This is a genomic window from Streptomyces sp. NPDC087428, from assembly GCF_044744085.1.
In the GTDB taxonomy this organism is placed as follows: Bacteria; Actinomycetota; Actinomycetes; order Streptomycetales; family Streptomycetaceae; genus Streptomyces.
Genome location: NZ_JBIUXR010000007.1, coordinates 21,851 through 47,950 on the forward strand (window position 1 = coordinate 21,851; position 26,100 = coordinate 47,950).

Annotated in this window: 26 protein-coding genes; 8 read left to right on the forward strand and 18 right to left on the reverse strand. The window is 70.3% G+C overall.

The window, feature by feature from the left end:
- Nucleotides 1–120 precede the first annotated feature (120 nt).
- Nucleotides 121–1,725, reverse strand: a complete 1,605-nt coding sequence (locus tag ACIO3R_RS16035; protein WP_402106098.1) for an FAD-binding protein — start codon at nucleotides 1,723–1,725, stop codon at nucleotides 121–123.
- Between the two features lie 51 nt (nucleotides 1,726–1,776).
- The gene (locus tag ACIO3R_RS16040) at nucleotides 1,777–1,962 is read right to left on the reverse strand and encodes a hypothetical protein (RefSeq protein WP_363026777.1); all 186 of its coding nucleotides are present in this window, start codon (nucleotides 1,960–1,962) and stop codon (nucleotides 1,777–1,779) included.
- Nucleotides 1,963–2,095: 133 nt separating this feature from the next.
- Between ACIO3R_RS16040 and ACIO3R_RS16045 the strand changes: the two genes are divergently transcribed.
- The gene (locus ACIO3R_RS16045) at nucleotides 2,096–3,022 is read left to right on the forward strand and encodes a hypothetical protein (protein ID WP_402106102.1); all 927 of its coding nucleotides are present in this window, start codon (nucleotides 2,096–2,098) and stop codon (nucleotides 3,020–3,022) included.
- A gap of 156 nt (nucleotides 3,023–3,178) precedes the next feature.
- Nucleotides 3,179–3,373 (forward strand): hypothetical protein, encoded by a 195-nt coding sequence (locus tag ACIO3R_RS16050; RefSeq protein WP_123527661.1) that lies wholly within the window; start codon nucleotides 3,179–3,181, stop codon nucleotides 3,371–3,373.
- A gap of 75 nt (nucleotides 3,374–3,448) precedes the next feature.
- Here ACIO3R_RS16050 and ACIO3R_RS16055 read toward each other — a convergent pair whose 3' ends face one another.
- Nucleotides 3,449–3,844 carry a metal-sensitive transcriptional regulator gene (locus ACIO3R_RS16055; protein ID WP_385035611.1) on the reverse strand — a complete coding sequence of 132 codons (396 nt, stop codon included), beginning with the start codon at nucleotides 3,842–3,844 and terminating at the stop codon, nucleotides 3,449–3,451.
- Nucleotides 3,845–4,044: 200 nt separating this feature from the next.
- Here ACIO3R_RS16055 and ACIO3R_RS16060 point away from each other — a divergent pair, with 200 nt between their 5' ends.
- Nucleotides 4,045–4,665: a DUF47 domain-containing protein gene (locus tag ACIO3R_RS16060; protein ID WP_024493297.1), complete on the forward strand. Its 621-nt coding sequence runs from the start codon at nucleotides 4,045–4,047 to the stop codon at nucleotides 4,663–4,665.
- Between the two features lie 5 nt (nucleotides 4,666–4,670).
- Nucleotides 4,671–5,669 (forward strand): inorganic phosphate transporter, encoded by a 999-nt coding sequence (locus tag ACIO3R_RS16065; RefSeq protein ID WP_363026771.1) that lies wholly within the window; start codon nucleotides 4,671–4,673, stop codon nucleotides 5,667–5,669.
- A 129-nt stretch (nucleotides 5,670–5,798) separates the two neighbouring features.
- Here ACIO3R_RS16065 and pstB read toward each other — a convergent pair whose 3' ends face one another.
- From pstB to ACIO3R_RS16125, 12 genes are all read right to left on the reverse strand, one after another.
- Entirely contained in the window at nucleotides 5,799–6,575 is a 777-nt protein-coding gene (gene pstB / locus ACIO3R_RS16070) for a phosphate ABC transporter ATP-binding protein PstB (protein WP_385035609.1), read from the reverse strand.
- Nucleotides 6,576–6,634: 59 nt separating this feature from the next.
- On the reverse strand, nucleotides 6,635–7,711 hold the full coding sequence (gene pstA, locus ACIO3R_RS16075) for a phosphate ABC transporter permease PstA (RefSeq protein WP_385035607.1): 1,077 nt from the start codon (nucleotides 7,709–7,711) through the stop codon (nucleotides 6,635–6,637).
- Nucleotides 7,708–8,700 carry a phosphate ABC transporter permease subunit PstC gene (pstC, locus tag ACIO3R_RS16080; RefSeq protein ID WP_385035605.1) on the reverse strand — a complete coding sequence of 331 codons (993 nt, stop codon included), beginning with the start codon at nucleotides 8,698–8,700 and terminating at the stop codon, nucleotides 7,708–7,710. The genes pstA and pstC overlap by 4 nt, the downstream gene beginning before the upstream one ends.
- 156 nt (nucleotides 8,701–8,856) lie before the next feature.
- Nucleotides 8,857–9,993, reverse strand: a complete 1,137-nt coding sequence (gene pstS, locus ACIO3R_RS16085; RefSeq protein WP_385035603.1) for a phosphate ABC transporter substrate-binding protein PstS — start codon at nucleotides 9,991–9,993, stop codon at nucleotides 8,857–8,859.
- A gap of 318 nt (nucleotides 9,994–10,311) precedes the next feature.
- Nucleotides 10,312–10,743 (reverse strand): NUDIX hydrolase, encoded by a 432-nt coding sequence (locus ACIO3R_RS16090; protein ID WP_385350201.1) that lies wholly within the window; start codon nucleotides 10,741–10,743, stop codon nucleotides 10,312–10,314.
- The gene (locus ACIO3R_RS16095; protein ID WP_402106108.1) at nucleotides 10,740–11,726 is read right to left on the reverse strand and encodes a CHAD domain-containing protein; all 987 of its coding nucleotides are present in this window, start codon (nucleotides 11,724–11,726) and stop codon (nucleotides 10,740–10,742) included. The genes ACIO3R_RS16090 and ACIO3R_RS16095 overlap by 4 nt, the downstream gene beginning before the upstream one ends.
- Nucleotides 11,713–13,968: an RNA degradosome polyphosphate kinase gene (locus ACIO3R_RS16100; RefSeq protein ID WP_385350207.1), complete on the reverse strand. Its 2,256-nt coding sequence runs from the start codon at nucleotides 13,966–13,968 to the stop codon at nucleotides 11,713–11,715. The genes ACIO3R_RS16095 and ACIO3R_RS16100 overlap by 14 nt, the downstream gene beginning before the upstream one ends.
- A 245-nt stretch (nucleotides 13,969–14,213) precedes the next feature.
- On the reverse strand, nucleotides 14,214–15,182 hold the full coding sequence (locus ACIO3R_RS16105; RefSeq protein WP_402106111.1) for a hypothetical protein: 969 nt from the start codon (nucleotides 15,180–15,182) through the stop codon (nucleotides 14,214–14,216).
- Complete coding sequence (locus ACIO3R_RS16110) at nucleotides 15,179–16,084, reverse strand: ABC transporter ATP-binding protein (RefSeq protein WP_402106113.1); 906 nt, start codon at nucleotides 16,082–16,084, stop codon at nucleotides 15,179–15,181. Before ACIO3R_RS16110 ends, ACIO3R_RS16105 begins: the two co-directional genes overlap by 4 nt.
- The gene (locus ACIO3R_RS16115) at nucleotides 16,081–16,491 is read right to left on the reverse strand and encodes a GntR family transcriptional regulator (protein ID WP_385035591.1); all 411 of its coding nucleotides are present in this window, start codon (nucleotides 16,489–16,491) and stop codon (nucleotides 16,081–16,083) included. The genes ACIO3R_RS16110 and ACIO3R_RS16115 overlap by 4 nt, the downstream gene beginning before the upstream one ends.
- A gap of 91 nt (nucleotides 16,492–16,582) precedes the next feature.
- Nucleotides 16,583–17,521, reverse strand: a complete 939-nt coding sequence (gene mshD / locus ACIO3R_RS16120; protein WP_402106117.1) for a mycothiol synthase — start codon at nucleotides 17,519–17,521, stop codon at nucleotides 16,583–16,585.
- Nucleotides 17,522–17,600: 79 nt separating this feature from the next.
- Nucleotides 17,601–18,680, reverse strand: a complete 1,080-nt coding sequence (locus tag ACIO3R_RS16125) for a YhcG family protein (protein ID WP_402106120.1) — start codon at nucleotides 18,678–18,680, stop codon at nucleotides 17,601–17,603.
- Between the two features lie 210 nt (nucleotides 18,681–18,890).
- Between ACIO3R_RS16125 and ACIO3R_RS16130 the strand changes: the two genes are divergently transcribed.
- Nucleotides 18,891–20,771, forward strand: a complete 1,881-nt coding sequence (locus tag ACIO3R_RS16130) for a bifunctional metallophosphatase/5'-nucleotidase (protein ID WP_402106122.1) — start codon at nucleotides 18,891–18,893, stop codon at nucleotides 20,769–20,771.
- Between the two features lie 449 nt (nucleotides 20,772–21,220).
- Here the strand turns inward: ACIO3R_RS16130 and ACIO3R_RS16135 are convergent, their stop codons facing one another.
- On the reverse strand, nucleotides 21,221–21,505 hold the full coding sequence (locus tag ACIO3R_RS16135) for an AbrB/MazE/SpoVT family DNA-binding domain-containing protein (RefSeq protein WP_385029903.1): 285 nt from the start codon (nucleotides 21,503–21,505) through the stop codon (nucleotides 21,221–21,223).
- A gap of 254 nt (nucleotides 21,506–21,759) precedes the next feature.
- On the opposite strand from ACIO3R_RS16135, the gene ACIO3R_RS16140 reads away from it, so the two are divergent.
- Nucleotides 21,760–22,653, forward strand: a complete 894-nt coding sequence (locus ACIO3R_RS16140) for a phosphatidylinositol-specific phospholipase C (RefSeq protein WP_402106126.1) — start codon at nucleotides 21,760–21,762, stop codon at nucleotides 22,651–22,653.
- Nucleotides 22,654–22,667: 14 nt separating this feature from the next.
- On the opposite strand, the gene ACIO3R_RS16145 is transcribed toward ACIO3R_RS16140, so the two are convergent.
- The gene (locus ACIO3R_RS16145; RefSeq protein ID WP_402106128.1) at nucleotides 22,668–23,753 is read right to left on the reverse strand and encodes a cell wall protein; all 1,086 of its coding nucleotides are present in this window, start codon (nucleotides 23,751–23,753) and stop codon (nucleotides 22,668–22,670) included.
- A gap of 229 nt (nucleotides 23,754–23,982) precedes the next feature.
- Nucleotides 23,983–24,444 carry an ATP-binding protein gene (locus tag ACIO3R_RS16150; RefSeq protein ID WP_402106131.1) on the reverse strand — a complete coding sequence of 154 codons (462 nt, stop codon included), beginning with the start codon at nucleotides 24,442–24,444 and terminating at the stop codon, nucleotides 23,983–23,985.
- Nucleotides 24,445–24,682: 238 nt separating this feature from the next.
- On the opposite strand from ACIO3R_RS16150, the gene ACIO3R_RS16155 reads away from it, so the two are divergent.
- A complete protein-coding gene (locus ACIO3R_RS16155) occupies nucleotides 24,683–25,534 on the forward strand; it encodes a helix-turn-helix domain-containing protein (protein WP_385029891.1) in 852 nt (283 codons plus the stop codon).
- Between the two features lie 13 nt (nucleotides 25,535–25,547).
- Nucleotides 25,548–25,742: a DUF397 domain-containing protein gene (locus ACIO3R_RS16160; protein ID WP_306088653.1), complete on the forward strand. Its 195-nt coding sequence runs from the start codon at nucleotides 25,548–25,550 to the stop codon at nucleotides 25,740–25,742.
- Nucleotides 25,743–26,100: the final 358 nt, after the last annotated feature.

A 26,100-nucleotide genomic window follows, 5' to 3' on the forward strand; every position in this document is an offset into this window, starting at 1 on the left:
GCTGGGCTGCTTGGCCGCCGGCGGTGTTCCTCAGCCGCCGCTTCCCCCCCCCACCAGTTCACCGCGAAAGCGGTCCGGTGCCGGGAGAAGCGGCGGCTGTTCGGGTTGGCCGCCCCGTACTCAGAGCGACTGCGGGAACGTGAAGAGGCCGTCCGGGTCGTACGCCTTCTTCACGTCGCCGAGACGGGCGGCCGCCGTGCCGTAGTAGGCGTTCCGCCAGTTCGTCAGCGCCGGGTCCACGTAGTTCTGGTACGCCGCTCCGGAGGCGTGACGGCGTAGCGCGGAATGGGTGTCTTTCAGCCACTTCTGTTGTGCGCCGCCCGAGGTGCCGGGGCGCCAGGCGCCGATGTACTGGGCGAGCATCCGCGAGCGCCGGTGGACGAACGCCGTGGCCTGCGGGGCGACCCGGTTGATGGCCCCGCCCAGCGCGGTGAGCGCGATCGAACCCCCGCCGCCCTGGTCCGCGTCGAGCCGGGTGAAGGCCTCCGTCCGGTCCAGGAGGGCCTGGACGCCGGCCGGGGACAGCGAGTGGTCGAAGAAGTCGGAGGCGGCCGCGTACGTCTCGCGCTGGAGGGTGCCCCGCGAGGTGCGGCCGGGTGTGGTGCCCGGCAGGTGGCACTGGGCGTCGGTGATGCCCGAGCAGCCGGCGTACACGAGCATCGCCTCCTGGTAGCTGCGGCGGCGCAGGGAGACGGAGGAGGCGGGGGCGCCGATCCGGTCGGCGAGGCGGTCGACGGCGTTCTGCAGGTCGCCGTACGTGCCGAGGCTGAACGCCGCGACGGACACCGTCGGGTTGCCGCCGCCGGGGCCCGCCGCGAGGTGGGCGGAGGACCAGATCTCGTCCGGCTGGTCCGGGCCCCACTGCTGCCAGGCGGTGACGACGGAGCGGGCCCGCGACCAGGGCCAGGACATGTACGCGGTGACGGTCTGCGGGGCGGGGCGGGTGCGGAAGCGGAGTTCGGTGACGACGCCGAAGTTGCCGTTGCCGGCGCCGCGCAGTGCCCAGAAGAGGTCCGCGTGGTGGGTGGCGTCGGCGGTGAGGGTCTTGCCGTCGGCGGTGACGATCGTCGCGGCGGTGAGGCTGTCGCAGGTCAGGCCGTAGGCGCGGGCTGCGACGCCGTGGCCGCCGCCGAGGGTGAGGCCGGAGATGGCGACCGTGGGGCAGGAGCCGCCGGGGATGGTCACGCCGTGCGCGGCGAGGCCCTGGTAGACGTCGAGGAGGCGGGCTCCCGCGCCGATCGTGCCGTTCCCGTCGACGCGGGAGAGTGACGAGACGTCAACGACGAGCCTGCCGTTGCCGCTCGACCAGCCGCCGTAGGAGTGGCCGCCGCTGCGGATGGCGACGGGTGTGGAGCTGCGCCGGGCGAAGGCCAGGCACTCGCGGATGTCGGCCTCGTGCCTGACGTAGGCGACGGCGGCCGGCTTCTGGTTGTCGTACCGGGTGTTGTAGAGCTGACGGGCGGTCCGGTAGGCCGCGTCGCCTGGGCGTACGAGGGATCCGTCGAGGCTCTTGGCCAGCGCGGACCAGTCGGCCGGGCCGGAGGGCGCGGTCGTCGACGGGGCCGCGGACGTGCCGGTGGCCGTCGGTGTGGCGGACGGCCTGGCCGGGGTCGAGCCGCCGGTGGGGGTGCTGGATCCGGTGTCGTCGCAGGCGGTGGCAGTGGTTCCGGTGAGTACGGCTGCGGCGCCCGCGGTCAGGACGGTGCGTCGGTTCGGCAGGGTCATCGGACCTCCGGGGTGGGGGACGGGTCCTCGTGGGGCATGGGGGCGGTCCGGTCAGGGGGCCGCGCGGTGCGCGTCGGCGTCGGCGCGGGCCCGGTCGCGGGATCTGCGGGCCGGTCCGGACCAGCCGCAGCCGCACCGGGCGGTGCAGAACGAGCCGCGTTCGACGGTGGTGGGTTCGTGGGCGGACCGGGCCGGTGGGACGGCCGGCGGAACCTCGGCGGTGTGTTGGTCATACACGCGTCCACGGTACTGGGCGGGGCCGTCCGGCGGTGAGGGGTGGGAGAGCGGCGTTACGGGGGACAGGGGCCGTCGTTATCCGGAACGGGTGGGGGGCTCGGGCAAGCGGTACGGCGTTGGGGGTTGGCAGGCGATGGTGGTGCGGCAGCACAGATCCGGAGGCGGGGCGCGCGCTGTGTGTGCCCTCGCCGCGATGGGCGTGATGGCGGCGGCCGCCGGTTGCTCGGGCGGTGGCGGGGGCCGGGCCGCGGCCGACGACCGGGCCGGTGCCGGGGCCGTCGAGGCGGTGCGCCGGGCGGCGGTGGTGCTCAGCGGGACGGGGCCCGGCAGCGCGTCGCCCACGGGGAACCCGGGCGCGGAGAACCGGTCCGGGGCCGGAACCGCCAAGGTGAGTACGTCGATGGAGACGGCGGCGGGCGGCACCCGGGTGACGATCAGGGGCAAGGGGACGTACGACTTCCGTACCCGGTCCGGCCGGCTCAGGGTCGTACTGCCGCAGGACGCCGCGGGTGAGGAGGAGCACCTGCCCATCACGGAACTGCTGGCCCCCGGCGCGCTCTACATGATGAACCGCGGCGCCGGGGTGCCGAAGGACAAGTGGGTCAGGATCGACACGGAGGCACTGGCGGACGGCAACCTGGTGACCGGTGGGGCGACCGATCCGATGGCGGCGGCGGAGCTGCTGCGCGGGACGCGTGCGGTGACGTACGTGGGCGAGACCGATCTGGCCGGGGTGACGGTGCGGCACTACCGGGGCACCACGGACATCGCGCGGGCCGCGCGGCAGGCCTCGGCCCCCTCGCGGGGTGCGCTGACGGCGGCGGCCGAGGGGTTCCGCACCCACACGGTGCCGTTCGACGCCTATCTGGACGAGCAGGGGCGGCTGCGCAAGGTGCGCCACCGGTTCACCTTCGCCAACGAGGGGCCCGCGGTGGAGGTGGTGTCGACGACGCTGCTGTACGGGTTCGGGGTGGCGGTCTCCGCACCGATCCCGGCCGAGCGCGACATCTACACCGGTGCGATCGAGACCGGTGAGATCGAGCGGGGGCGGCAGCCGTGACCGCCCCGGTCGCCCCCGGTCCCCGCGAGCCCGAGGTGGTACGAGTGGCTGGTCCTAGGCATCTGGCCGAGGCGAAATGGTCCGTCCGTGCCATGCGCGGCGTGTGGTGCGCTCCCTACCCTAGGAAGTCGGCGACGGCAGTGAGAGGTGAGTGACGTGGTGACGCTCAGCGCACGGACCGTATCGGACCATGTGGCACTCGCCGAGATCGAGCTGTGCGGGGAGCTGATGATCGCGGCGTCGGCGGCGATCGGGGAACGCCTCAGCGCGGACCGCATCGACGAGGTGCTCGACGTCAAGGTGATCACCGAACGCACCACCGTCCCCCGGCAGGGAGAGCACCGGGGGTGACGGGGGCGGGGTGACGGGCGCGACAGGCCCGGCGCCGCGGCAGCGCGTGCCCGTGTCCCGGGTACGCGGCGGCTCTCAGGTACGCAGCAGCCGGGCGATGGCCTTCGTGGCCTCCTCGACCTTCGCGTCGATCTCCTCGCCGCCCTTGACCGCCGCATCGGCCACGCAGTGGCGCAGGTGCTCCTCCAGCAACTGGAGTGCGAAGGACTGGAGCGCCTTGGTGGACGCCGACACCTGGGTGAGTATGTCGATGCAGTAGACGTCCTCGTCGACCATGCGCTGCAGGCCGCGGATCTGGCCCTCGATGCGCCGCAGGCGCTTGAGGTGCTCCGCCTTCTGGTGGTGGTATCCGTGTATGCCCCGGTCGTGATCGGTGACGATCGCGTCCGCGGGAGCCGTGGCGTCCGCCGGGGTCGTGACGACCGCAGCGTCCGGCGACTGGGCCGCCCCGGTGGCCTCGGTGGTGCTCATTACTGCCTCCCGTTTTCCCTTTACCCTGCCGTTTATATACCCCTGGTGGGTATATCCTAACGAATTCAGCTGAAACGTGACCGGGGCCCCGTGCTGATCACTGTGCCTGATGCGCGACACTGAAGAATGCCGGTTAGCCGTGGCCGGATGATGCGCCTAGCATCAGCCTGACCGAATCCAAAGCACCCCGAGGACCCCACGTGCGCTTTCGTCTGACCCCCAGGGAGACGAGCTTCTACGACATGTTCTCCGCGTCTGCGGACAACATCGTCACGGGCTCGAAACTCCTGATGGAACTGCTCGGGGCGGATTCTGCCTCCCGAGTCGAGATCGCGGAGCGTATGCGGGCAGCGGAGCACGCGGGGGACGATGCCACCCACGCGATCTTCCACCAGCTGAACTCCTCCTTCATTACGCCGTTCGACCGCGAGGACATTTACAATCTCGCGTCGTCGCTCGACGACATCATGGACTTCATGGAGGAGGCAGTCGACCTCGTCGTGCTGTACCAGGTCGATGAGCTCCCCAAGGGTGTCGAGCAGCAGGTCGAGGTTCTGGCACGGGCGGCGGAACTGACCGCCGCGGCCATGCCGAACCTGCGGACCATGGACAACCTCACCGAGTACTGGATCGAGGTCAACCGCCTGGAGAACCAGGCCGACCAGATCCACCGCAAGCTGCTCGCCCAGCTCTTCAACGGCAAGTACGACGCCATGGAGGTGCTGAAGCTGAAGCAGATCGTGGATGTGCTGGAAGAGGCTGCCGACGCGTTCGAGCACGTCGCCAACACGGTGGAGACCATCGCGGTCAAGGAGTCCTGAACCACGTGGACACCTTTGTACTGATCGTGACCATCGGCGTCGCGCTCGGTTTCACGTATACGAACGGCTTCCACGACTCGGCGAACGCCATCGCCACGTCGGTCTCCACCCGGGCGCTCACCCCGCGTGCGGCACTGGCCATGGCGGCGGTGATGAACCTCGCCGGCGCGTTCCTCGGCAGCGGGGTCGCCAAGACCGTCAGCGAGGGCCTGATCGCGACTCCCGTGGGCGACAAGGGGATGGGCATCCTCTTCGCCGCGCTGGTCGGCGCGATCATCTGGAACCTGGTCACCTGGTACTTCGGCCTGCCGTCGTCGTCCTCCCATGCCCTGTTCGGCGGCATGGTCGGTGCCGCGCTCGCGGGCGGGACGCTGGTGCACTGGAGCGGGGTGCTCGACAAGGTCGTCATCCCGATGTTCATCTCGCCGGTGATCGGCCTGGTGGTGGGCTATCTGGTGATGGTCGCCATCATGTGGATGTTCCGGAAGTCCAACCCGCACAAGGCCAAGCGCGGTTTCCGGATCGCGCAGACGGTCTCGGCCGCGGGCATGGCGCTCGGTCACGGTCTCCAGGACGCGCAGAAGACGATGGGCATCGTGGTGATGGCCCTGGTCATCTCCGGCCACGAGACGTACAGCGACCCGATCCCGGTCTGGGTGAAGCTCGTCTGCGCGCTGATGCTGTCGCTGGGTACGTACGCGGGTGGCTGGCGCATCATGCGGACGCTCGGCCGCAAGATCATCGAGCTGGACCCGCCGCAGGGTTTCGCCGCGGAGACGACGGGGGCGTCGATCATGTTCGGCTCGGCGTTCCTGTTCCACGCGCCGATCTCGACGACGCACGTCATCACCTCGGCGATCATGGGTGTGGGCGCCACGAAGCGGGTGAACGCGGTGCGGTGGGGTGTCGCGAAGAACATCATCCTGGGGTGGTTCATCACCATGCCGGCAGCGGCGCTGGTCGCCGCTGCGAGCTACGGGATCGTCGTGCTGCTGTTCGGCTGACGCCGGCCCGGTCACCAGGGGCTTGATGTGGGTCCGCCCCGCTCTCTTGTGGAGAGCGGGGCGGACCCTTCGCCTTGCGGTGGCACCGCCATGCAGCACCTCAAGGCCGTCTGGGGGAGGGGTTCCGGCTCAGCCGAAGCGGCCGGAGATGTAGTCCTCCGTGGCCTGGACCGACGGGTTGGAGAAGATGCGTTCCGTCTCGTCTATCTCCACGAGCTTGCCGGGCATGCCGACCGCCGCGAGGTTGAAGAACGCCGTGCGGTCGGAGACGCGGGCCGCCTGCTGCATGTTGTGCGTCACGATGACGATCGTGAAGCGTTCCTTCAGCTCGCCGATCAGGTCCTCGATGGCGAGGGTGGAGATCGGGTCGAGGGCGGAGCACGGCTCGTCCATCAGCAGCACGTCCGGCTCGACCGCGATGGCGCGGGCGATGCACAGCCGCTGCTGCTGGCCGCCGGAGAGGCCGGAGCCGGGCTTGTTCAGCCGGTCCTTGACCTCGTTCCAGAGGTTCGCGCCGCGCAGCGACTTCTCCACGATGTCGTTCAGGGCGCTCTTGCGGTAGTTGCCGTTCAGCCGCAGGCCGGCCGCGACGTTGTCGAAGATCGACATGGTCGGGAACGGGTTCGGGCGCTGGAAGACCATGCCGACCGTGCGGCGCACGGTGACCGGGTCGACGCCGGAGCCGTACAGGTCCTCGTCGTCCAGCAGCACCTTGCCCTCGACGCGGCCGCCGGGGGTGACCTCGTGCATCCGGTTCAGGGTGCGCAGGAAGGTGGACTTGCCGCAGCCGGACGGGCCGATGAAGGCGGTCACGGAGCGGGGTTCCACGGTCATGGAGATGTCGTCGATCGCCTTGTGGGCGCCGTAGTAGGCCGACAGGCCGCTGATGTCTATGCGCTTGGCCATCTGAATCACTGCTTTCTCTTGGCCGCCTCAGCGGCCGGCCACGCGGCGGAGCCGCATATTCAGTGCTGTGGGGCCTTCCAGCGGGCGATGCCGCGGGCCACCAGATTGAGGATCATGACGAAGGCGATCAGGACCAGGGCGGCGGCCCAGGCGCGGTCGTAGGACGCGGTCTCGCCGATCTTGTACTGCTCGTAGATGTAGAACGGCAGTGAGGACTGGGCGCCTTCGAAGGGGTTCGGGTTGATCAGCTGACTGCCGAAGACCAGCAGGATGATCGGTGCGGTCTCTCCGGCGATGCGCGCGATGGCGAGCATGACGCCGGTGGCGATGCCGCCGATCGCGGTCGGCAGGACCACCTTCAGGATGGTCCGCCACTTCGGGATGCCGAGGGCGAGGGAGGCCTCGCGGAGCTCGTTCGGTACGAGCTTCAGCATCTCCTCGGTGGAGCGGACCACGACCGGGATCATCAGGATCGTCAGGGCCAGCGCGCCCATCAGGCCGGAGGGTTCGAGACCCGCGATCAGCATGATCGAGAGGATGAACAGGCCGGCCACGATGGACGGGATGCCGGTCATCACGTCGACGAAGAAGGTGACGGCCTTGGCGAGCGAGCCCTTGCCGTACTCCACCAGGTAGACCGCGGTGAGCAGGCCGAGCGGGGCGGAGATCACCGTGGCGATGCCGACCTGTTCCAGCGTGCCGATCAGCGCGTGGTAGACACCGCCGCTGTCCTCGGACCCCAGGACACCGGCCATCGAGTGCGTCAGGAAGTAGAGGTCCAGGCGGCCCGAGCCGCGGCTGACGGTCGTCCACAGGAGCGAGGCCAGCGGGACGATCGCGATCAGGAAGCACACCCACACCAGGCTGGTGGCGAGGCGGTCCTTGGCCTGCCGGCGGTTCTCCACGACGCTGGTCGCGACGTACGAGATCACCAGGAAGAGCAGGGCGGAGACCAGGCCCCACTGGACCCGGCTGTGCCAGCCGGCGGCCGCACCGGTGCCGACGCCGAGGGCGATCGACAGGGCGGCGAAGCCGAGCGGGGCCAGGCGGGGGAGCGTCCGGCTGCTGAGGCTGTTGCCCGGTGCGGGCGGTATCGGGGCCCGGCGGTCCTGGACGCTGGTGGATGAGTGGCTCATGCGTTGGCCCCCGAGTACTCCTTGCGGCGGGCGATGATGAGCCGCGCGGCGCCGTTGACCAGCAGGGTGAGGACGAAGAGGACCAGGCCGGAGGCGATCAGGGCGTCACGCCCGAACGCGTCGGCCTCGCCGAACTTCGCGGCGATGTTCTGGGCGAACGTCCCGCCGCCCGGGTTGAGCACGTGCAGCGAGATGAGGAAGCTCGGCGACAGGACCGTGGCGACGGCCATCGTCTCGCCGAGCGCGCGTCCCAGGCCGAGCATCGAGGCGGAGATCACACCGGAGCGCCCGAACGGCAGCACCGAGAGGCGGATGACCTCCCAGCGGGTGGCGCCGAGCGCGAGCGCGGCTTCCTCGTTCATCTTCGGGACCTGGAGGAAGACCTCGCGGCTGACGCTGGTCACGATCGGCAGGATCATGATCGCGAGCAGGATGCCGACGGTGAAGAGGGAGCGGGCGACGCCGACCTCGGTCTTCTCGAAGATGTACGTCCAGCCGAAGAACTGGTCGAGCCAGAGGTTGAGGCCTTCGAGGTACGGCACGAGGACGAGCGCGCCCCAGATGCCGTAGACGATGCTGGGCACCGCGGCGAGGAGATCGACGACGTACGCGATCGGGGCGGCCAGTCGGCGCGGTGCGTAGTGCGAGATGAAGAGGGCGATGCCGACAGCGATCGGAACCGCGATGACCATCGCGATGATCGAGCTGACGACGGTCCCGAAGAGCAGGACCGCGATGCCGAAGACAGGGGGGCTGCCCGCCGGGTTCCAGTCGAAGGTGGTGAAGAAGTTGCCTTCGTCCTTCGAGAGGGCGATGCCGGCGCGGTAGCTGAGGAACACGGCGATCGACGCCATGAGCACGAGCAGCAGGATGCCGGAGCCCTGGGACAGGCCCAGAAATATCTTGTCGCCGAGGCGACCGGTCGGCCTGGGGCGGGTGCGCCCGCCCGGCCGGGCCGGTGGTGTCTCTGTCTGTGTGGTGGAAGCCATGGTCTTTCCGGTCTGTGTGGGGGAGCGGAGGGCTCCCCTGGCGGCGGTGCACCGGATGGGGGTGGTGGGGGCCGGCCGGTCCGGAGGGGTGTACCGGACCGGCCCGCCTGTTGCGTCTGCGTGCGTTACCGCGGTGGTGCCTGTGGTGCGGTTCGGTTACGAGAGGGAGGCGACCGTCTCGCGGACCTTGGTGTTGATCGCCTCGGGGATCGGGGCGTAGCCGGCCTCGGTGAGGAGCTGCTGGCCCTCGGTGGAGGCGGTGTAGCCCAGGAAGGACTTCACGGTGCCGAGGGTGTCGGCCTTGTTGCCGGTGTCGCAGACGACCTCGTACGTCACCAGGACCAGCGGGTAGGCGCCCTCGGCCTTGGTGGTGTAGTCGAGGTCGAGCGCCAGGTCCTTGCCGGTGCCCTTGACCTTGGCGGCGGCGATGGCCTTGGAGGCGTTCTCCGAGGAGGCCTTGACCGGGGCTGCGCCGCCGGTGTTGATGTCGACGGTGGTGATCTTCTGCGACGAGGCGTAGGAGAGCTCGAAGTAGCCGATCGAACCGTCGACCGCCTTCACCTGGGAGGCGACGCCGGAGGAGCCGGACGCGGCCTGGCCACCGGGGGCCGGCCACTTCTTCTCGGCCTCGTACTTCCAGTCGCTCGGGGCGGTGGCGGCGAGGTACTTGCCCAGGTTCTGGGTGGTGCCGGAGTCCTCGGAGCGGTGGAAGGGCTGGATCGGCTTGTCCGGGAGCTTGGCGCCGGGGTTGAGCTTGGTGATCGCCTCGTCGTTCCACTTCTTGATCTTGGTGTCGAAGATCTTGGCGAGCGTCGGGGCGTCCAGCGTCAGGCTGTCGACGCCGTCGAGGTGGAAGCCGACCGCGATCGGGCCGCCGACCATCGGGAGGTTGATGCCCTGGCCGGTCTTGCAGATCTTCTTCGAGTCGGCGACCTCTTCGGGCTTCAGCGCCGAGTCGGAGCCGGCGAAGCCGACGGTGCCCTGGTTGAAGGCGACGATGCCCTCGCCGGACGAGGAGGAGTTGTAGTTGATCTCCACGCCGGAACAGGCGGCCATGTAGTCCTTGACCCACAGGTCCATGGCGTTCTTCTGGGCGCTGGAGCCGGAGGCGCGCAGCTGGCCCTTGGCGCCGTCGCACTTGACGTTCGAGGCGGCCTTGGTCTTGCCGCCGCTCCCGCCGGTGTCGCCGCCGCTGTTGTTGTCCGAACCGCACGCCGTGAGGACCAGGGCGCCGGAGACGGCGAGGGCACCGAGCGCGGTGGCACGAAGCCGGTTCTTGCGCTGAAGCTTCACTTTCGGGTGTTCCTTCCAGGAGCCGCCGAGGTTGTTTTCGTTCTACGACGGCGTGCGAGGTGATGGGTGGTACGGATGTTCTGCGCGGTGCGGGAAGTTTTTTTGGGTGGTGCGGTGGTTCGCCGCGCACCGTGTACTGCCGAAATTAGGCAGAAGAGGTGAAGCGGTTTGCGGGGGTGAGTGAACGGAAGGTGAACCGTGTCGGGCGGCCTGGTTCCGGGGCGCGGATCGGGTTCCGGGCAGCGGTTTTCCCGGCCCGGGACCGGACGGGGGTCGCGGCATCGGAACGCCGGCCGGACCGGAGCGGGCCGGGAGGGGCTACGGCTGCGGCAGCGCCGGGCGGGCCGTGTCCAGCAGGGCGCGGTCGCGCGGGTGGGTCAGGCGGGCGCGGGCGGCCTCCGGCGGGAGCCACACCACCTCGTCCACCTCGCGGTTCGGGACGAAGGCGCCCGCCGTGGCCTCGGCGGACCAGTACGTGACCTCCTTCGGGCGTCCGTTCGCCAGGTACCGGACCATGGGGAGCACGGCGCCCGGCACGCAGTGGTGGCCCGTCTCCTCCAGGACCTCGCGCAGAGCCGCGTCCCGCGGGGACTCGCCGCGTTTCAGCTTGCCCTTGGGGAACGACCAGTCGTCGTAACGCGGCCGGTGCACCAGGCAGATCTCCACGCCGGCGGCGCCGCCCGCGCCGGGCGCGCCGTGCGGCGGGCGGCGCCAGAGCACGCACCCCGCCGCCCGCACCGTGGTGCTCATCGCGCGGTCACGGCCGCCGCGTACGGCCAGGTCTCCCGGAACACCGCGCGCGCCGCCCCCACCTCGTGGCGCTGGTCGGCGTGGAGCACCCCCAGGGCGTACGCGGTCGCCGGTGCGATCCGCGGTGTGCGGGCCGCGGACGCCGCGGCGGCGGCGGCCTCCGACGCGTCCCGGTGCAGGTCGAGCGCGTGAACCGGGCCGGCCAGGACCGGGTCGGGGGCGCCGCGCACCACCTCGTGGGCGTACCGGTGCAGCCGCAGCAGCAGCCGGGTCTGGTGCCAGGGCGCGTCCTGCGCCTCGTTGTACGGCTCGGCCGTCCCGTCAGCGGAGAGGGCCGCCACCGCGCCGAGCAGCCGCTGTTCGGCCCGGTCCGCGGGCTCGCCCAGCAGTTCGGCGGCGGGTTCGGTGGCCACCGGGGCGAGCGGGACCTCTGAGGCGAGCAGCGCGACCGCGTCGGCCACCGCGTGGAAGCGGGAGGAGCCGAGCGCCTGGAGCGCCGCGGAGTGGGCGCGGGTCCGGGCGAGGGTCAGCTGGCGTTCCAGCAGTGCGCCGGCGCGCGCCGCGCCGACGCCGAGACCGGCGCGGTCCTTGGCGGCGCTGTCACCGGAAGAGGAGCGGGCCGCGGGCAGCGGTGTCCCCGAGAGCCCGTGCAGCGCGTCCAGGAGCCGGATCAGCCGGTCCGCGTAGGCGTGCTCGCGGGCGAGCGTGCCGGAAAGCCAGGCCAGTTCGGTGCGCAGTTGTTCGGCCCAGAGCGGGTCGAGCGCGCTCCGGAAGGTGTGCAGGGTGCCGCTGATCCGGCGGGACGAGCGCCGGAGTGCTCCGGCGGCCTGTTCGGCGGCCTGCGGACCGGCGTCCGTGGGGGCACTGTTCTCGCGGTGCAGGCGCAGGCTCCGCAGGAAGTCCGCCGCCTGTGCCCGGAGGTACGGTGCGAGCACCGCCCCCGCGGTCACGTCCGTCTGGGTCTGGTGGTCAGGGCGTCGCACGCCGGCGCCTCCGCGCGTCAATGAGCATTTCCTGTACGTGCCGCAGCGGCCGGCCCTCCGCGTCCGTGGCGTGCCGGGTCCAGTTCCCGTCGGGGCCCAGGTGCCAGGAGGAGGTGGTGTCGGCCATGCCCGTCTCCAGGAGGCGGCTGAGCGCGGCCCGGTGGGCGGGGTCGGTGACCCTGACCAGGGCCTCGATGCGGCGGTCGAGGTTGCGGTGCATCATGTCAGCGCTGCCGAACCAGACCTCTGGCTCGCCGCCGTTGCCGAACGAGAACACCCGGGAGTGTTCGAGGAAGCGGCCGAGTACGGAGCGGACCCGGATGTTCTCGGAGAGGCCGGTGACGCCGGGGCGGATCGCGCAGATGCCGCGCACCCAGATGTCGACCGGGACACCCGCCTGCGCGGCCCGGTAGCAGGCGTCGATGATCGCTTCGTCGACCATCGAGTTGACCTTGATGCGCACGTAGGCGGTGCGGCCGGCCCGCTGGTGCGCGATCTCCTTGTTTATCCGGGCGATCAGACCGTCCCGCAGCGACTTCGGGGCGACCAGCAGACGGCGGTAGGTCTCGCGGCGCGAGTAGCCGGAGAGCCGGTTGAAGAGGTCGGAGAGGTCCGCGCCGACCTGCGGGTCGGCGGTGAGCAGGCCGAGGTCCTCGTACAGCCGGGCCGTCTTGGGGTGGTAGTTGCCGGTGCCGACGTGCGAGTAGCGGCGCAGGGTGTCGCTCTCCTGGCGGACGACGAGCGAGAGCTTGCAGTGCGTCTTCAGGCCGACGAGCCCGTAGACGACGTGGCAGCCCGCCTCCTCCAGCTTGCGCGCCCACTTGATGTTGGCCTGTTCGTCGAAGCGGGCCTTGATCTCGACGAGTACGAGGACCTGCTTGCCGGACTCGGCGGCGTCGATGAGGGCGTCCACTATCGGGGAGTCGCCCGAGGTCCGGTACAGGGTCTGCTTGATGGCGAGGACGTCCGGGTCGCCCGCAGCCTGTTCCAGGAAGGCCTGGACGGAGGTGGAGAAGGAGTCGTAGGGGTGGTGCAGCAGCACGTCGCGTTCGCGCAGGGCGGCGAAGATGTCGGGCGCGGAGGCGGACTCGACCTCGGCGAGGTCGCGGTGGGTGCCGGCGATGAACTTGGGGAACTTCAGCTCCGGCCGGTCCAGCGACGCTATGCCGAACAGCCCGGTGAGATCGAGCGGTCCGGGCAGCGGGTAGACCTCGGCGTCGGACACCTTCAGCTCGCGGACCAGCAGGTCCAGCACGTACGGGTCGATGGACTCCTCGACCTCCAGGCGGACCGGCGGCCCGAAGCGGCGCCGCATCAGCTCCTTCTCCAGGGCCTGGAGGAGATTCTCGGCGTCGTCCTCCTCGACCTCCAGGTCCTCGTTCCTGGTGACCCGGAACATGTGGTGCGCGAGGACCTCCATGCCCGGGAAGAGCTCCTCCAGGTGGGCGGCGATGATGTCCTCGATGGGGACGTAGCGCTGCGGGGAGGCCTCCAGGAAGCGGGTCAGCAGCGGCGGGACCTTGACCCGGGCGAAGTGGCGGTGGCCGCTGACCGGGTTGCGCACGACGACGGCGAGGTTGAGCGAGAGGCCGGAGATGTAAGGGAAGGGGTGCGCCGGGTCGACGGCCAGCGGGGTCAGTACGGGGAAGACGCGCTGGCGGAAGAAGGTGAACAGGCGGGCCTGCTCCTTCTCGGTCAGCTCGGGCCAGCGGATCAGCTGGATGCCCTCGTCGGACAGGGCGGGGGCGACGTCCTGCTGGTAGCAGGCGGCGTGCCGGGCCATGAGTTCGCGCGAGCGGGTCCAGATCAGGTCGAGGACCTCGCGGGGCTGGAGTCCGGAGGCGGAACGGGTGGCGACACCGGTCGCGATCCGGCGTTTCAGGCCCGCCACCCGGACCATGAAGAACTCGTCCAGGTTCGAGGCGAAGATGGCGAGGAAATTAGCCCGTTCGAGGAGGGGGGTCGAGGGGTCCTCCGCCAGTTCCAGAACACGTTCGTTGAACGCGAGCCAACTGCGTTCCCGGTCCAGGAACCGGCCCTGCGGCAGCTCGTCCCCGTCGACATCGGGCTCGTACGCGTCGGCGTCGGCGTCGATGTCGGGGTCCAGATCGGCCGCCGTGGACAGGGCGGCGCTGCCGGAGGACGGGGCGGAGACGGCGTGCGGCCGGTGTGCGGCGAGGGAACCGACGGACGGCTGAGCGGCGGGCTGGACCGGGACCTCGGAGCTGGGCTGCTGGCTCATGGACCCATTCTTCCGCGCGGAGCGCTCCGGGGGCGCGTCGGAGGGGTGCGAGATCGCGGAGATCGCACGCTCGGCGCGTTCTCTGCCGGGAGTTCTCCCGTTGCGGGGGGACGGCACAGCTGGCTGCATTGTGTGAGGGTCCCAAGGGCGTCTGAATGCCCGGTAACGGCGACATGACATGCAGGAAGCGGTGTGGACGTGTCCGGGGGCGGCTGCGGCCCCCGGACACGGCTTCCGGTGGCTCCTCAGCCGTGGCTGCGGCGCAGCACCCGGAAGGCGAGGGCGACGGCGACGGCGGTGAGGACGAGGACGATGCCCGTCCCGACCAGCTGGAGGGGCCAGAAGTGCGAGGCGGGGTGGTAGTCGACGTAGGTGCCGGTGACGTGGTGGTCCGCCAGGCAGCGGTCCGTGTCGGCTACGGGGCCCGGGTCGCAGATGTCACGGGGCAGCCGCTGTTCCCCTGCCACCAGGCCCGCCCCGACCCACAGGGAGTCCCGGGGCTGGCCACCCGTGGCGTTCAGCGGCGTGACCACGGTACTGACCGCCCACAGGCTGTCGCGTACGGCGCCGAGCGTGAGCGCCACCGCCCCGTAGGCCAGGGCTGTGATGCCCATGGCGAGGAGCGTGCGGCGCACCAGCAGCGCGGCGAGCGCGCCGAGGGCGATGGCGAGCAGGGCCGAGGCCGTGGGCAGTGTGCCCGTCGCGGCGTACGCGCTCGTGTCGTACCAGGCTTCGCGGTCGGTGTCGGGGGACGTCCGGCCCCAGGCGTAGACGGCCGAGAGCACCGGCACCGCCACCACCGTGATCGCCGCCGGAACGGCGAGCTTGGCGAGGAGCCAGCGGGTGGGGGAGACGGACTGGGACCAGGCCAGCCGGTAGGTGCCGCTCTCCAGCTCCCGGCCGATCATCGGACCGGCGACGAACAGGCCGATGGCCGCGGGCAGGATCATCATGGCGATACCCGCGTAGCGCAGCACGTCCCTGAGCCACGCCTGGTGGTTGAGCATGTCCTGGAATGCCGTGACGCAGCGTGGGGAGGTGTCCATGAACGAGCACCCGGTGTCCGCGTACGTGTCCGCCGTGCCGGAGTTCCACCACATGGATGCGGTCACCAGGACGATCCCCGCGAGCGCGAGCGCCCCCGTGATCCACAGGACGCGGCGGTGCTGGAGTACGACGACGCGGGCCGGGCCGCGCAGGGCGAGGGCGCTCATGCCGCGTTCACCGACTCACGGGTCAGGGCGTCCGCGCTCGGCGTGAGCAGCGCGGGTGCGCCGGGGGAGCGGAGGTGGGCGAGCAGCAGCTCCTCCAGGGACGGTTCCGCGGTCTCCCAGTCGGTGCCCACCGGGCCCTCCTTACGGACGAGTGCGGTCAGCAGCCGTCCCGTGGTGCGGGACTCGACGACGGTGTGCGGGGCGAGGTCCCGTACCGGGCCGGTGAGCAGGGTGTGCGCGGTGAGCAGGTCGTCCGTCTCGCCGCCGAGGCGGATGCGGCCGCCGTCGACGAGCAGGAGGTAGTCGCAGGCGCCCTCCAGCTCGGCGAGGATGTGCGAGGACATCACGATGGTGGTGGAGCGCTCGGCGGCCTCGGCCATCAGGGCGCCCATCAGCTGGTGCCGGCCGAGCGGGTCGAGGTCGGCCATCGGCTCGTCCAGCAGCAGCAGTTCGGGCCGCTTGCCGAGGGCGAGGGCCAGTGCGAGCCGGGTGCGCTGCCCGCCGGACAGGGTGCGGACCCTGGCGTCCCGGGGGAGCGGCTCGACGATGCGCTCCGCGGCGTCCTGGTCCCAGGTGTCGGGGTTCAGCTCGGCGCCCGCCCAGAGGGTCTCGGTGACCGTCAACTGCGGGTACAGCGGCTTGTCCTGGGCCACGAAGGCCATGCGGCGGCGGGCGTCGCCGGGCGCCGAGCCCAGCACCCGTACCGTCCCCTCGGCCGGCCGGAGGAATCCCGCGGCCAGGCTCAGGAGCGTCGACTTCCCCGCCCCGTTGGGCCCGACGAGGGCGCACACGCGCCCGGCGGGCAGCCGGAACGAGCAGTCGCGCAGCGCCCAGCCCCCGCCCCTGCCCCTGCCCCGATACCTCATGCCGAGGCCCTCGGCCTCGATCGCAGCGCCTGTCATCCGGCCTGGTCCCCCTCGAAGGTCTTGGTCAGTACAGCGGTGAAGAGCGCGCTCACGTCGTCCCTGTCCAGGCCGGCCGCGCGGGCGCGGGCGGCCCAGTCGGCGAGTTCGGCGCGCAGCGGGGCGTCGTCGGCCGCCGCCGCGCCGCCCAGCGTCCGGGTGACGAAGGTGCCGAGACCGCGCCGGGCCTCGACGAGGCCTTCGCGCTCCAGCTCCCGGTAGGCCTTGAGCACGGTGTTCGGGTTGATGGCGGTGGCCTCCACGACCTCGCGTGCGGTGGGCAGCCGGTCGCCGGGCTCCAGCAGGTTCAGCCGCAGGGCCTGTTTGGTCTGCTGGACGATCTGGAGGTACGTGGCGACGCCGCTGCGCCGGTCGATGCGGAACTCGACCGCTGCGGACTGTGCCATGTTCACCCCTTTCACTAATTGAGTAGTGAAAGGGTGGCGTAAGGAAGGGGCGGCGTCAAGAGGCGCCGCCCCTGAAGTGGTTGAGGGAAGCTCAGGACTCCGTGCGGTACATCAGGTCCACCTCGTGCGTGGTGAAGCCCATCCGCTCGTAGACCGCCACGGCCGCGGTGTTGTCCGCGTCGACGTAGAGCATCGCGGTCGGCAGCCCCTCGGCGGCGAGGTGGCGCAGTCCGATCGCGGTGAGCGCCTTGCCCAGGCCGCCGCCCTGCGCGTCGGGCCGGACGCCGACCACGTACACCTCGCCGAGCTGCTCCTCGGCGTGCACCTTCGTCCAGTGGAAGCCGACCAGCTCGGCGGCGCCGTCATCGGTGGTGCGCTCGGCGAGGAAGAAGCCCTTCGGGTCGAACCAGGGCTCGGCCTTGCGGTCGTCGAGGTCGCGCTGCGTCAGCGAGCCCTGCTCGGGGTGGTGGGCGAAGGCGGCGCGGTTCACGGCCAGCCAGGCGGCGTCGTCCTGGCCGGGGACGAACTCCCGGACGGTGACACCCGGCGGCAGCACCGGCTCCGCGATGTTCAACGGGCTCAACGGCCGCCGCAACTGGCGCAGTTCGCGGAAGAGCGAGAGGCCGAGCACCTGCGCGAGATGGCGCGCCGCGGACCTGCCGCCGTGCGCCCACACCCGCAGCCGCTTACCGGTGGCGGCCAGCAGCGCCGCCCCGAGCGCCCGCCCGTGCCCGTGCCCGCGGTGCGAGGGGTGCACGACCAGCTCGGCGGCCGGCGCCTCCACCGGGTCGGTGTCCTCCAGCTGCGCGTACCCGACCAGCACGCCCCCGGCGGTCAGCAGGAAATGCCGCACGCCTTCCCGGTGCCCGCCCCGGAGCTGAAGCCGCCCCTGCTCGGACACGGCCTGCCTGCCGTCGGACCCGGCCGCCTCGGCGAGGAGCCCGGAGACGGCCTCCGCCTGCTCGGGGGAGAGGGCGTCGAGCGTCTGGATCTCGCGTCCGGGGGCGGGGAGGGGTACATCAGTCGTCATGCCTACGAGCCTACGGGGGCGGGGGTGCGGAACGGCGGGTGGCGCCGGGCCCGGACCCCGGACCGCCCGGAAGCCCGGCTCAGCCTGCGTCCGGCGGGGTGTGCAGCACCTTGTCCGCGATGCGGGAGAGGTCCTCGGCGCTGGGGAGCAGGGCGCGGACCCCGTCGGGCAGCGCCGCGTACGTACTGACGGCCAGGGGCTGGTTGTGTCCCCGCAGCGCGTACTCGACCATCGCCCGGTCGCGGCTCTCGGCGATGAGGATGCCGAGGGTGGGCCCGTCGTGCTCCTTGTCGCGGACCAGGTCGTCGACGACCGAGACGTAGAAGCCGAGCTGCCCGAAGTGTCCGGGACTGGCCTTGCGGGTCTTGAGCTCCAGCACGACGTAGCAGTGCAGCTTGCAGTGGTAGAAGAGCAGATCGATGCGGTATTCGCTGTCGCCGACCACGACGGGGTACTGGCGGCCGACGAAGGCGAAGCCGACGCCCAGTTCGGTCAGGAAGCGGACCAGGTTGGTGACGAGGGCGTCCTCCAGGTCCCGTTCGGCGGGCCGCCCCTCCAGCTCGGTGAAGTCGAGGCGGTACGGGTCCTTGAAGATCTGCCGCACCGCGTCGGAACCGGCGGGGAGCGTGACGTCGAAGTTGTTGGCCGCGGCACCTTCGGCGAGGTGCAGTTGGTTGTGGATCATCGAGCCCAGGTGGTCGCGGGACCAGCCGTGATGAACGGCGTGCTGGGCGTAGAAGTCCCGCTCGAAGCGGGTCTTGCACTTGTCCATGAGGAGCTGGAGGTGCCCCCACGGCATTTGCGCAGCAGCTTGCTGCGCAAACCGCTCATCCCAGATCCGGGCCAGCTGCTGCATGTACTGAAGGTTGCGGGTACTGAACCCCCGCTGGTTCGGGAACTCCGTCCGCAGCTCGGTGGCGATCCGGTCGACGACCTTCGTGCCCCACTTCTCTCCGCGCTGCCGCTCCAGGATCGTCCGTCCGATCGCCCAGTACATCTGGAGCATTTCGGTGTTGACCTTGAGCTGTGCGCGCACATGTGCGCCCCGCACGATCGCCTTCAGGTCGTCGATCATCTCGTGGAAGCCCGGCGGCAGTCCTGACCCTTCTGATCCCTGCTGAGCAGGGACGACGGTCTTCGGTGTGGTGTTGCTGTCCATGGGGTACACATTTGCGGCCTTGATGCGGGCGGTGACGTTTCTGCTTGCATATGTACGCCATATGGGTGAACGACCCTGTTCCGCTCAGTCGGCAACCAGTTCGTAACCCCGCACATCTGTCGCGCTACGCGCGTTGACTCTAGGCTGCGGCTCGCAGGCTCCAGACTCGTCACCACTCTCAAACCTCCCGCTGAACTCACAAGGGGACCGATGTCAGCGACACCGCAGAAGAACCGTGCGTCCCGGCGGGTGCTCGCCGCCGCGGCCGGTCTTGCCACCGTCGGAGCGCTCGTCGCGGCCATGCCGGCCGGGGCGCAGGAGCGCGGCCACGGACCCGGCAAGGACCACGGGCACCACAAGCCGGCCCGGACCGTTGATGTGCAACTGCTGTCCTTCAACGACCTGCACGGCAACCTGGAGCCGCCGGCCGGCTCGGCCGGTACGGTCAACGAGACGCAGGCCGACGGCACGACCAAGGCCGTTCCGGCCGGGGGCGTCGAGTACCTCGCCTCCTCGCTGCGCACCGCGCGCAAGGGCCACCCGTACTCGATCACCGCGGCCGGTGGCGACATGGTCGGCGCGAGCCCGCTGCTGTCGGGGCTCTTCCACGACGAGCCGACCATCGAGGCGCTCAACAAGATCGACCTCGATGTGACGAGCGTCGGCAACCACGAGTTCGACGAGGGCGCGACCGAGCTGGCCCGCCTCCAGAACGGCGGCTGCCACCCGGTCGAGGGGTGCTACGAGAAGGGCAAGAAGTTCAAGGGCGCCGACTTCCCTTACCTCGCCGCCAATGTGACGAGTGAGAAGACCGGCAAGCCGATCCTCAAGCCGTACACGGTGTGGAAGAAGAACGGCGTCAAGATCGGCTTCATCGGGGTGACCCTGGAGGGCACGCCGAACATCGTGACCGCCAACGGCGTCAAGGGCCTGAAGTTCCACGACGAGATCGAGACGGTCAACAAGTACGCCAAGGAGCTGGACCGGCAGGGCGTCAAGTCCATCGTCGCCCTGATCCACGAGGGGGGCGCCCCCGCCTCGTCGTCGTACAACTACGACTGCGACAGCCCGGCTGCCGGTGACGGCATCTCCGGGCCGATCACGGACATCGCCAAGGGCATCTCGCCGAAGGTCGACGCGCTGGTGACGGGCCACACCCACCAGGCGTACGTGTGCACCATCCCGGACCCGGCGGGCAACCCGCGCCTGGTCACCTCGGCCTCGTCGTTCGGCAAGCTGTACACGGACACGACGCTGACCTACGACCGCCGCACCAACGACATCGTGCGCACCGCGGTGAAGGCGCCGAAGGCCAAGGGGTCGAAGCACCACCCGCAGCCCAAGCCCGCGAACCCGGTCTCGGCGAACCACATCGTCGACAGGAACCAGGCCCCGGCCAACGACCTGACGGCCCTCATCGCGCGCTGGAACACCCTCGCGGCGCCGATCGCGAACCGGCCGCAGGGCTACATCTCGGCCGACATCAACGGCCGCGGCTCCACGGCCCCGGAGAAGCCGCTCGGCAACCTGATCGCGGACGCGCAGCTGGAGGGCCTCGCGCCGGCGGACAAGGGCGGGGCGGTCGTCGCCTTCATGAACCCGGGCGGCATCCGATCCGACCTGGTGTACAAGGCGTCGGGCAGTGAGGGCGACGGCGTGGTGACGTACGGCGAGTCGTTCACCGTGCAGCCGTTCACCAACATGATGAACGTCCTCGACCTGACCGGCGCGCAGCTCGTCAGCGCGCTCCAGCAGCAGGTCAGCGGTGCGAACCAGGCCAGCCCGAAGATCCTTCAGGTGTCGAAGGGCCTCACGTACACGCTGGACATGACGAAGTCGGGCGCCGACCGGGTGGTCGCCGGAACGATCAAGCTGAACGGCGAGGCGATCGACCCCGCCAAGACGTACCGCGTCGCGATGAACGAGTTCCTGGCGGGCGGCGGCGACGGCTTCGCGGCGCTCGGTGAGGGCACCAACAAGCTGGTCGGCGCCTCCGACCTGGACCTGTTCAACGAGTACCTGGCCGCGCACTCCACGGCCGCCGCGCCGCTGGCACCGCCGGCGACGGACCGGATCACGGTCGTTCAGTAGCACCGGCTACGAGGGATTGCCCCTGCGGCCGAGCGCATACCCGCTCGGCCGCAGGGACCGAGTTCGAAAACCGACGGCCCGCCACGGGAAGTGGCGGGCCGTCGGCCTATCAGGCCGGTCCGGGGACGAAGATCTCGTGTCCCCCGACTCGGCGCCACAGGACATGCGTCTCACCTGGACGGAGCTCGTCTCCGTACTGCCAGGTGGCACGGCCGTCGGGCGCCCATGTCATCTCCATGACGGGGCGTGCGCCCTGTCGCACGGAGATGCCCTGAACCGGCTTGACCCGGAGCCCGGGTCGGAACTGCCCTCGCTCCACATCCGGGACGAACTTCTTCCGGATGACGTCTTCGAAGCGCCTTCGCTCTTCAGGCTTCAGAGACTTGAAATCGCGCTTGAAGTGGGCAGTCGTCTCAAAAGTCGGCAATCGGGCCTCCCGGTGTCAGACGTCATTCCTCGTCGAGGTGCGCGAACATGCTGTCCGCGTCCTCATGGACGGCAGTGCGCCCGGCCGCGATGTCCTCGCTGGCCCTGCGCTCGCCGTCCTGCCACTCCGGAGTCCAGAACCAGGCCTGGTCGGAGCGGATCTTGGTGAGCCCGTGCACCGTGACTTCACCGGCGCTGGTGATCTCGAACTCAAGCTCGTCACCCTGATCCACCCCGAGGGCGGTGCGAATCGCCTTGGGCAGGGTGACCTGCCCGTTCGTGCGCAGTGTGGCTGTGGCTGTAGTCAAAGTGATGACCTCCTACCTCTGTCGCCATCCCCGCCAATCTATCACGCAGAATAAAAAATTCGAACTCTGCGAAATTCGCAATATGACAAAATCTCTTCGGGTGACCGGATGGACCGGCCCGGACGTCGTCCCGCGGACCTCCCGGTGACCCGGTCCGGGCTGGTGGGATCGCGGCCACTGTCATCTGTTCTCCATGACGTGCACCGGTCATAATCTGACGGCTGACCCCACACGGCACACGGAGGCCCTCCCGCATGAGCCCGTACACCGCCACCCGCCGGAACTTCCTGGCCGGCGCCCTGGCCGTATCCGCCACCGCCCTCCTGGGCGCGGCCCCCGCCCATGCCTCGGCCCGCAAGGCGCTCACCACCCAGGACTGGATGAGCGGCATCGCGGACGCCACCGCGTTGCAGCGGCTCACCATCCCGGGCTCGCACGACTCCGGTGCCCGCTACGGCGGACCCTGGACCGAGTGCCAGAACACCACGATCGCGGAGCAGCTGAACAGCGGGCTGCGCTTCCTCGACGTGCGGTGCCGGATCACCGGCGGCTCCTTCGCGATCCATCACGGGGCGTCGTACCAGAACCTGATGTTCGGCGATGTCCTGGGCGCCTGCTGGGACTTCCTGGCCGCACACCCCACCGAGACCGTGCTGATGCGGGTCAAGCAGGAGTACTCGGAGGAGAGCGACGCGGCGTTCCGGGCGGTCTTCGACGACTACCTCGACGTCAGGGGCTGGCGGCCGCTGTTCCGCATCGATCCGGCACTGCCCTCGCTGGGCGGCGCGCGCGGCAAGGTCGTGCTGCTTGCCGACAATGGTGGTCTGCCCGGGGTGCGGTACGCCGATCCGGGGCTCTTCGACATCCAGGACGACTACATGGCCGAGCCGTTCGCCAAGTATCCCAAGATCGAGGCCCAGTTCCGCAAGGCGGCCGAGCAGCCGGGCAAGCTCTTCATGAACTACGTCTCGACGGCCGCCCTGCTGCCGCCCCGTGGGAACGCGGACCGGCTCAACCCGCAGGTCCAGTCGTTCCTCGACGGCTCGGGGACGGCCGGCTGGACCGGTCTCGGCATCGTCCCGCTGGACTTCCCGGCGACCCGGTCCGGACTGGTGGAGTCGCTGATCCGGCACAATCCGGGGGCCTGAGACGCCGTTCCGGGTCACGACGGGGAGCCGGTGGCCCGTGCGGCCCGTTTGACGGCGTAGGCGCACAGCCGGGTTCCGTAGAGGTCCAGGGCGTCGTCGGGATCGTCGTCGTAGTGGGTGGCCACTTCGTACCACCGGTCCCAGGCGTAGAGCCGGGCGTGGCGGCGGTCGGTGTCCGTGCGGGCCGGTTCGTCGGTCCGGCGGCTGTTCAGCCACCGCCGCCACTCCTGGTGGGTGGCGGGGTCGGCTGAGGGCTCGCCTTCCGGTGCGGCGGGCCGGTCGCGGGCGAGAGCGGCGGCGATGTACGCGGCCGAGCGTGCGGGGCGCCATCCGACGGCCATTCCGATGAGTTCGGCGGCGATGTCGTGGGCCTCCAGGCCCCGGTCGATCAGCGGGCGCAGCGCGAAGGCCAGACGGCGCAGCCCCTCCGGCTGGGCCCAGCCGACGAGCGGCCGGACCTGCCGGGCGATGCGGACGTCCCGGGCGACCTGCCACGGGCTCCGGACCGGCGAACTTCCACTGCCCCTGGCCCTGTTGCGCGCGGTGGCCCTCGCGCGTCGCGCGCACGTGCGCGAGGTGTAGTTGAAGCCCCCGTCCAGATCAGCAGTCGGTACGTCGTGGTGCCGCCCAGGAGAATGGGGTGCAGCCTGTGCACAACCGCGCCTGCGAGCCCGCCCGTTGCCCACAGGGTGTGGAAGCGGGCGGACGACGGTCTTCGCCGCGAGCGCCCGTCCCTTGTCCGTCACTCCGGCGATCCGCGCCCGGTACCCGGCACCGTTGAGCCGGTGCCCCATCGCCTCGTCATACGCGGCCGGGACCGTCGCCGCGTAGATCGTCGCGGTCGCCGTGTACGGGCGGCCCGGGAGCCGAAGGTTCTTCTTCGTGCCGTGCCGGTGCCAGGCCAGCGCGCCCAGCTCCCGCAGCACCCGGACGTGACGTTTCACGGTGGCCGTTGACACTCCGCACCGGGCGGCTGTGCCTTCGAGGTCGTACAGGACGAGACCCTGCCGGTAGTCCATCCTGGCCGCCAGGTCCCGGGCCACGGTCAGCGTCGTCTGTGTCGCGCGCGGGTGCAGACGGGCGCCGACCAGCCACGTCACGGCAGGCAGCCACGCCCGGGGCTGGGCTTGCCGGGCGAGCGTCGAATCGACCTCTTGCATGGCGCGGGGAACGGGGGCCCATGCCGGAGCCGGAACCGGGCATGGCGAAGGAGCGCGGCGCGAAGCCGCGCCGTTGGTGGGGCGCATGACGGTCCGTCGGGGTAGGTGCAGACCGGGGGCGGCGGGCCGGATGACCTGCCGCCCCCGCTTGTGTGGTGTGCCGGGACGGTTACGCCCGTCCGTCGTCCGTGTCGGGCCGCCCGAGCGTGAACCAGACGACCTTGCGGCCGGGGTGCTGCTCGCCTGCGGTGTTCGCTCCCCAGGCGAGGGCGAGGCTCTCCACGATCATGAGCCCCCGCCCGCGCTCCTGTTCGGGTCCCACGCACAGTGCGCGCAGGAGTGGCGGAGCGGCGGGACCGTCGTCCGTGACGGCGACGGTGACCCGCTTGCGGTTGACCGCGACGTGGACGCGGATCAGGGGCGTCCGGGTGTGGCGGTGGGCGTTGGTGACCACCTCGGTGACGCAGATCTGCGCGTCCTCGACCAGGTCGTGGTGTCTGCTGAGGCTCAGCAGAGAGGTGACGAAGTCACGCGCGAGTTTGGCCGCGCCGGCGGTGTTCGGCAGGGTGAGCCGGTAGGTCTCGCCGCCGAGCGGATTGCGGGGCCGGGGAGTTGCAGTGGCCTGGCTCATGTCGTTCTCCCAACGCGCTGCGGTCTGAACGGGTGTGTCGCTCGTTGAACGGTGGCAGTCGCCGTACGGGGCAACGCAGCTCTGTACGACCGCTCTTCGGCTTTTCCTGCGTGCCGACCGGTGCAGGTACTACCGTAGTGATGTGTATCAAGTGTTGTGGATCTATTCATAACTAGAGCGAGAAATAGACCCCTTCGAGGGATGCGGACACACTGGGATTCGACAAGAGGAGAGGCTGATGCCACCGAGGAAGCCCCCTACCGCGCGGCAGTGCCGGCTGGGTGCGGAACTGCGCAGGATGCGTGAGCGGGCCGGCTTGCTGCCGACCGAAGCCGCCGCCCTGCTGGGTACGGACCGCACCACGATCAGCAACACCGAGTCGGGGAGGTTCGGGGTCAGCGGCACGCGCGTGCGCACCTGGGCCGCCGCCTACGCCTGCCCCGACGCCGCCTATGTGGAAGCGCTGGTCGGTATGGCCGAGGAGCGGATAAAGGGGTGGTGGGAGGACTACCGCGGTGAACTCTCGGTGAGCGCGCTCGACCTGGCGGAACTGGAGCACCACGCGGCGGGGTTCCGGTCCGTGCAGATCATGCATATGCCCGGGTTGCTCCAGACGGAGGACTACGCACGTGCCGTCTACGCGGAAGCGCTGCCCGCGCCGACCCCGGCCGGTCTGCGGCGGAGGCTGTCGCACCGGCTCAGGCGGCGGGACGTTCTGGACCGCCCGGACCCGCCCATGTGTGTCTTCCTGATCCATGAGGCGGCCCTGCGGATGCGGTACGGAGGGCGGAAGGTCGCGGCCGGTCAGCTCGACCACCTGTTGAAGGAGTCGGAGCGGGACAACGTCACGGTGCGAGTGATCCCGTTCTCGGCGGGCGGCTTCCCGAACTCCGGCAGTTCCACTCACTATGTCTACGGTCCGGTCGCGCAGCTCGACACGGTGCAGACGGACACGCCGACTGGTTCCGGCTTCGTGGATGCCGAGGCGCGTCTTCTGACCTTCCGTGCGGTGCTTGACCGGACGGAAGGCCGATCGCTCGATCCGCAGAGTTCAAGAGACTTCATCAAGGAAGTCTCAGAGCAAGTATGAAGGCGTGAGAAGCATGGATATTCAGTGGCGAAAGTCGTCCAAGTCCGCCGATGCCGAAGGCGACAACTGCCTGGAACTCGCCGAGAGCGGAGGGGAGATCCTCATGCGGGAAAGTGACAACCCGGACGTGATCGTCCGGACGACCCGCGTGAAGCTCCAGGCGTTCCTGAGTGGCGCGAAGGCCGGCGAGTTCGATGATCTTGTGTAGCTGACCGCGTCTCGGGTGGTCCCACACCGGCGCAGGGTGGGGGACCACCCGTTCTGCTGCCTTCTGCGTGTGGCGGGTTGTTCGTCTCACTCGTTAGAAGTCAAACGCTTGATACGGATCTGCATCACGCGCTAGCTTCGTGACGTGGCGCCGCGGGCTGACCCGGTGGCGATCAACACCCCTGGCCTCTGCGCGGTTTGGGGGTTCCGACGGGCCTCCTTGCCCGCCGCTCGTCACGCCGGTTGCGGGCAAGGAGGTCCCTCAGGTGAGCCTCAGGAGGCGACGTGGTGAGTAATCCCGAACCCGCGGCCCCCGTCGCACAAGCGTTCTGGTGCGAGCGGGTCACGTTCCGGACGAT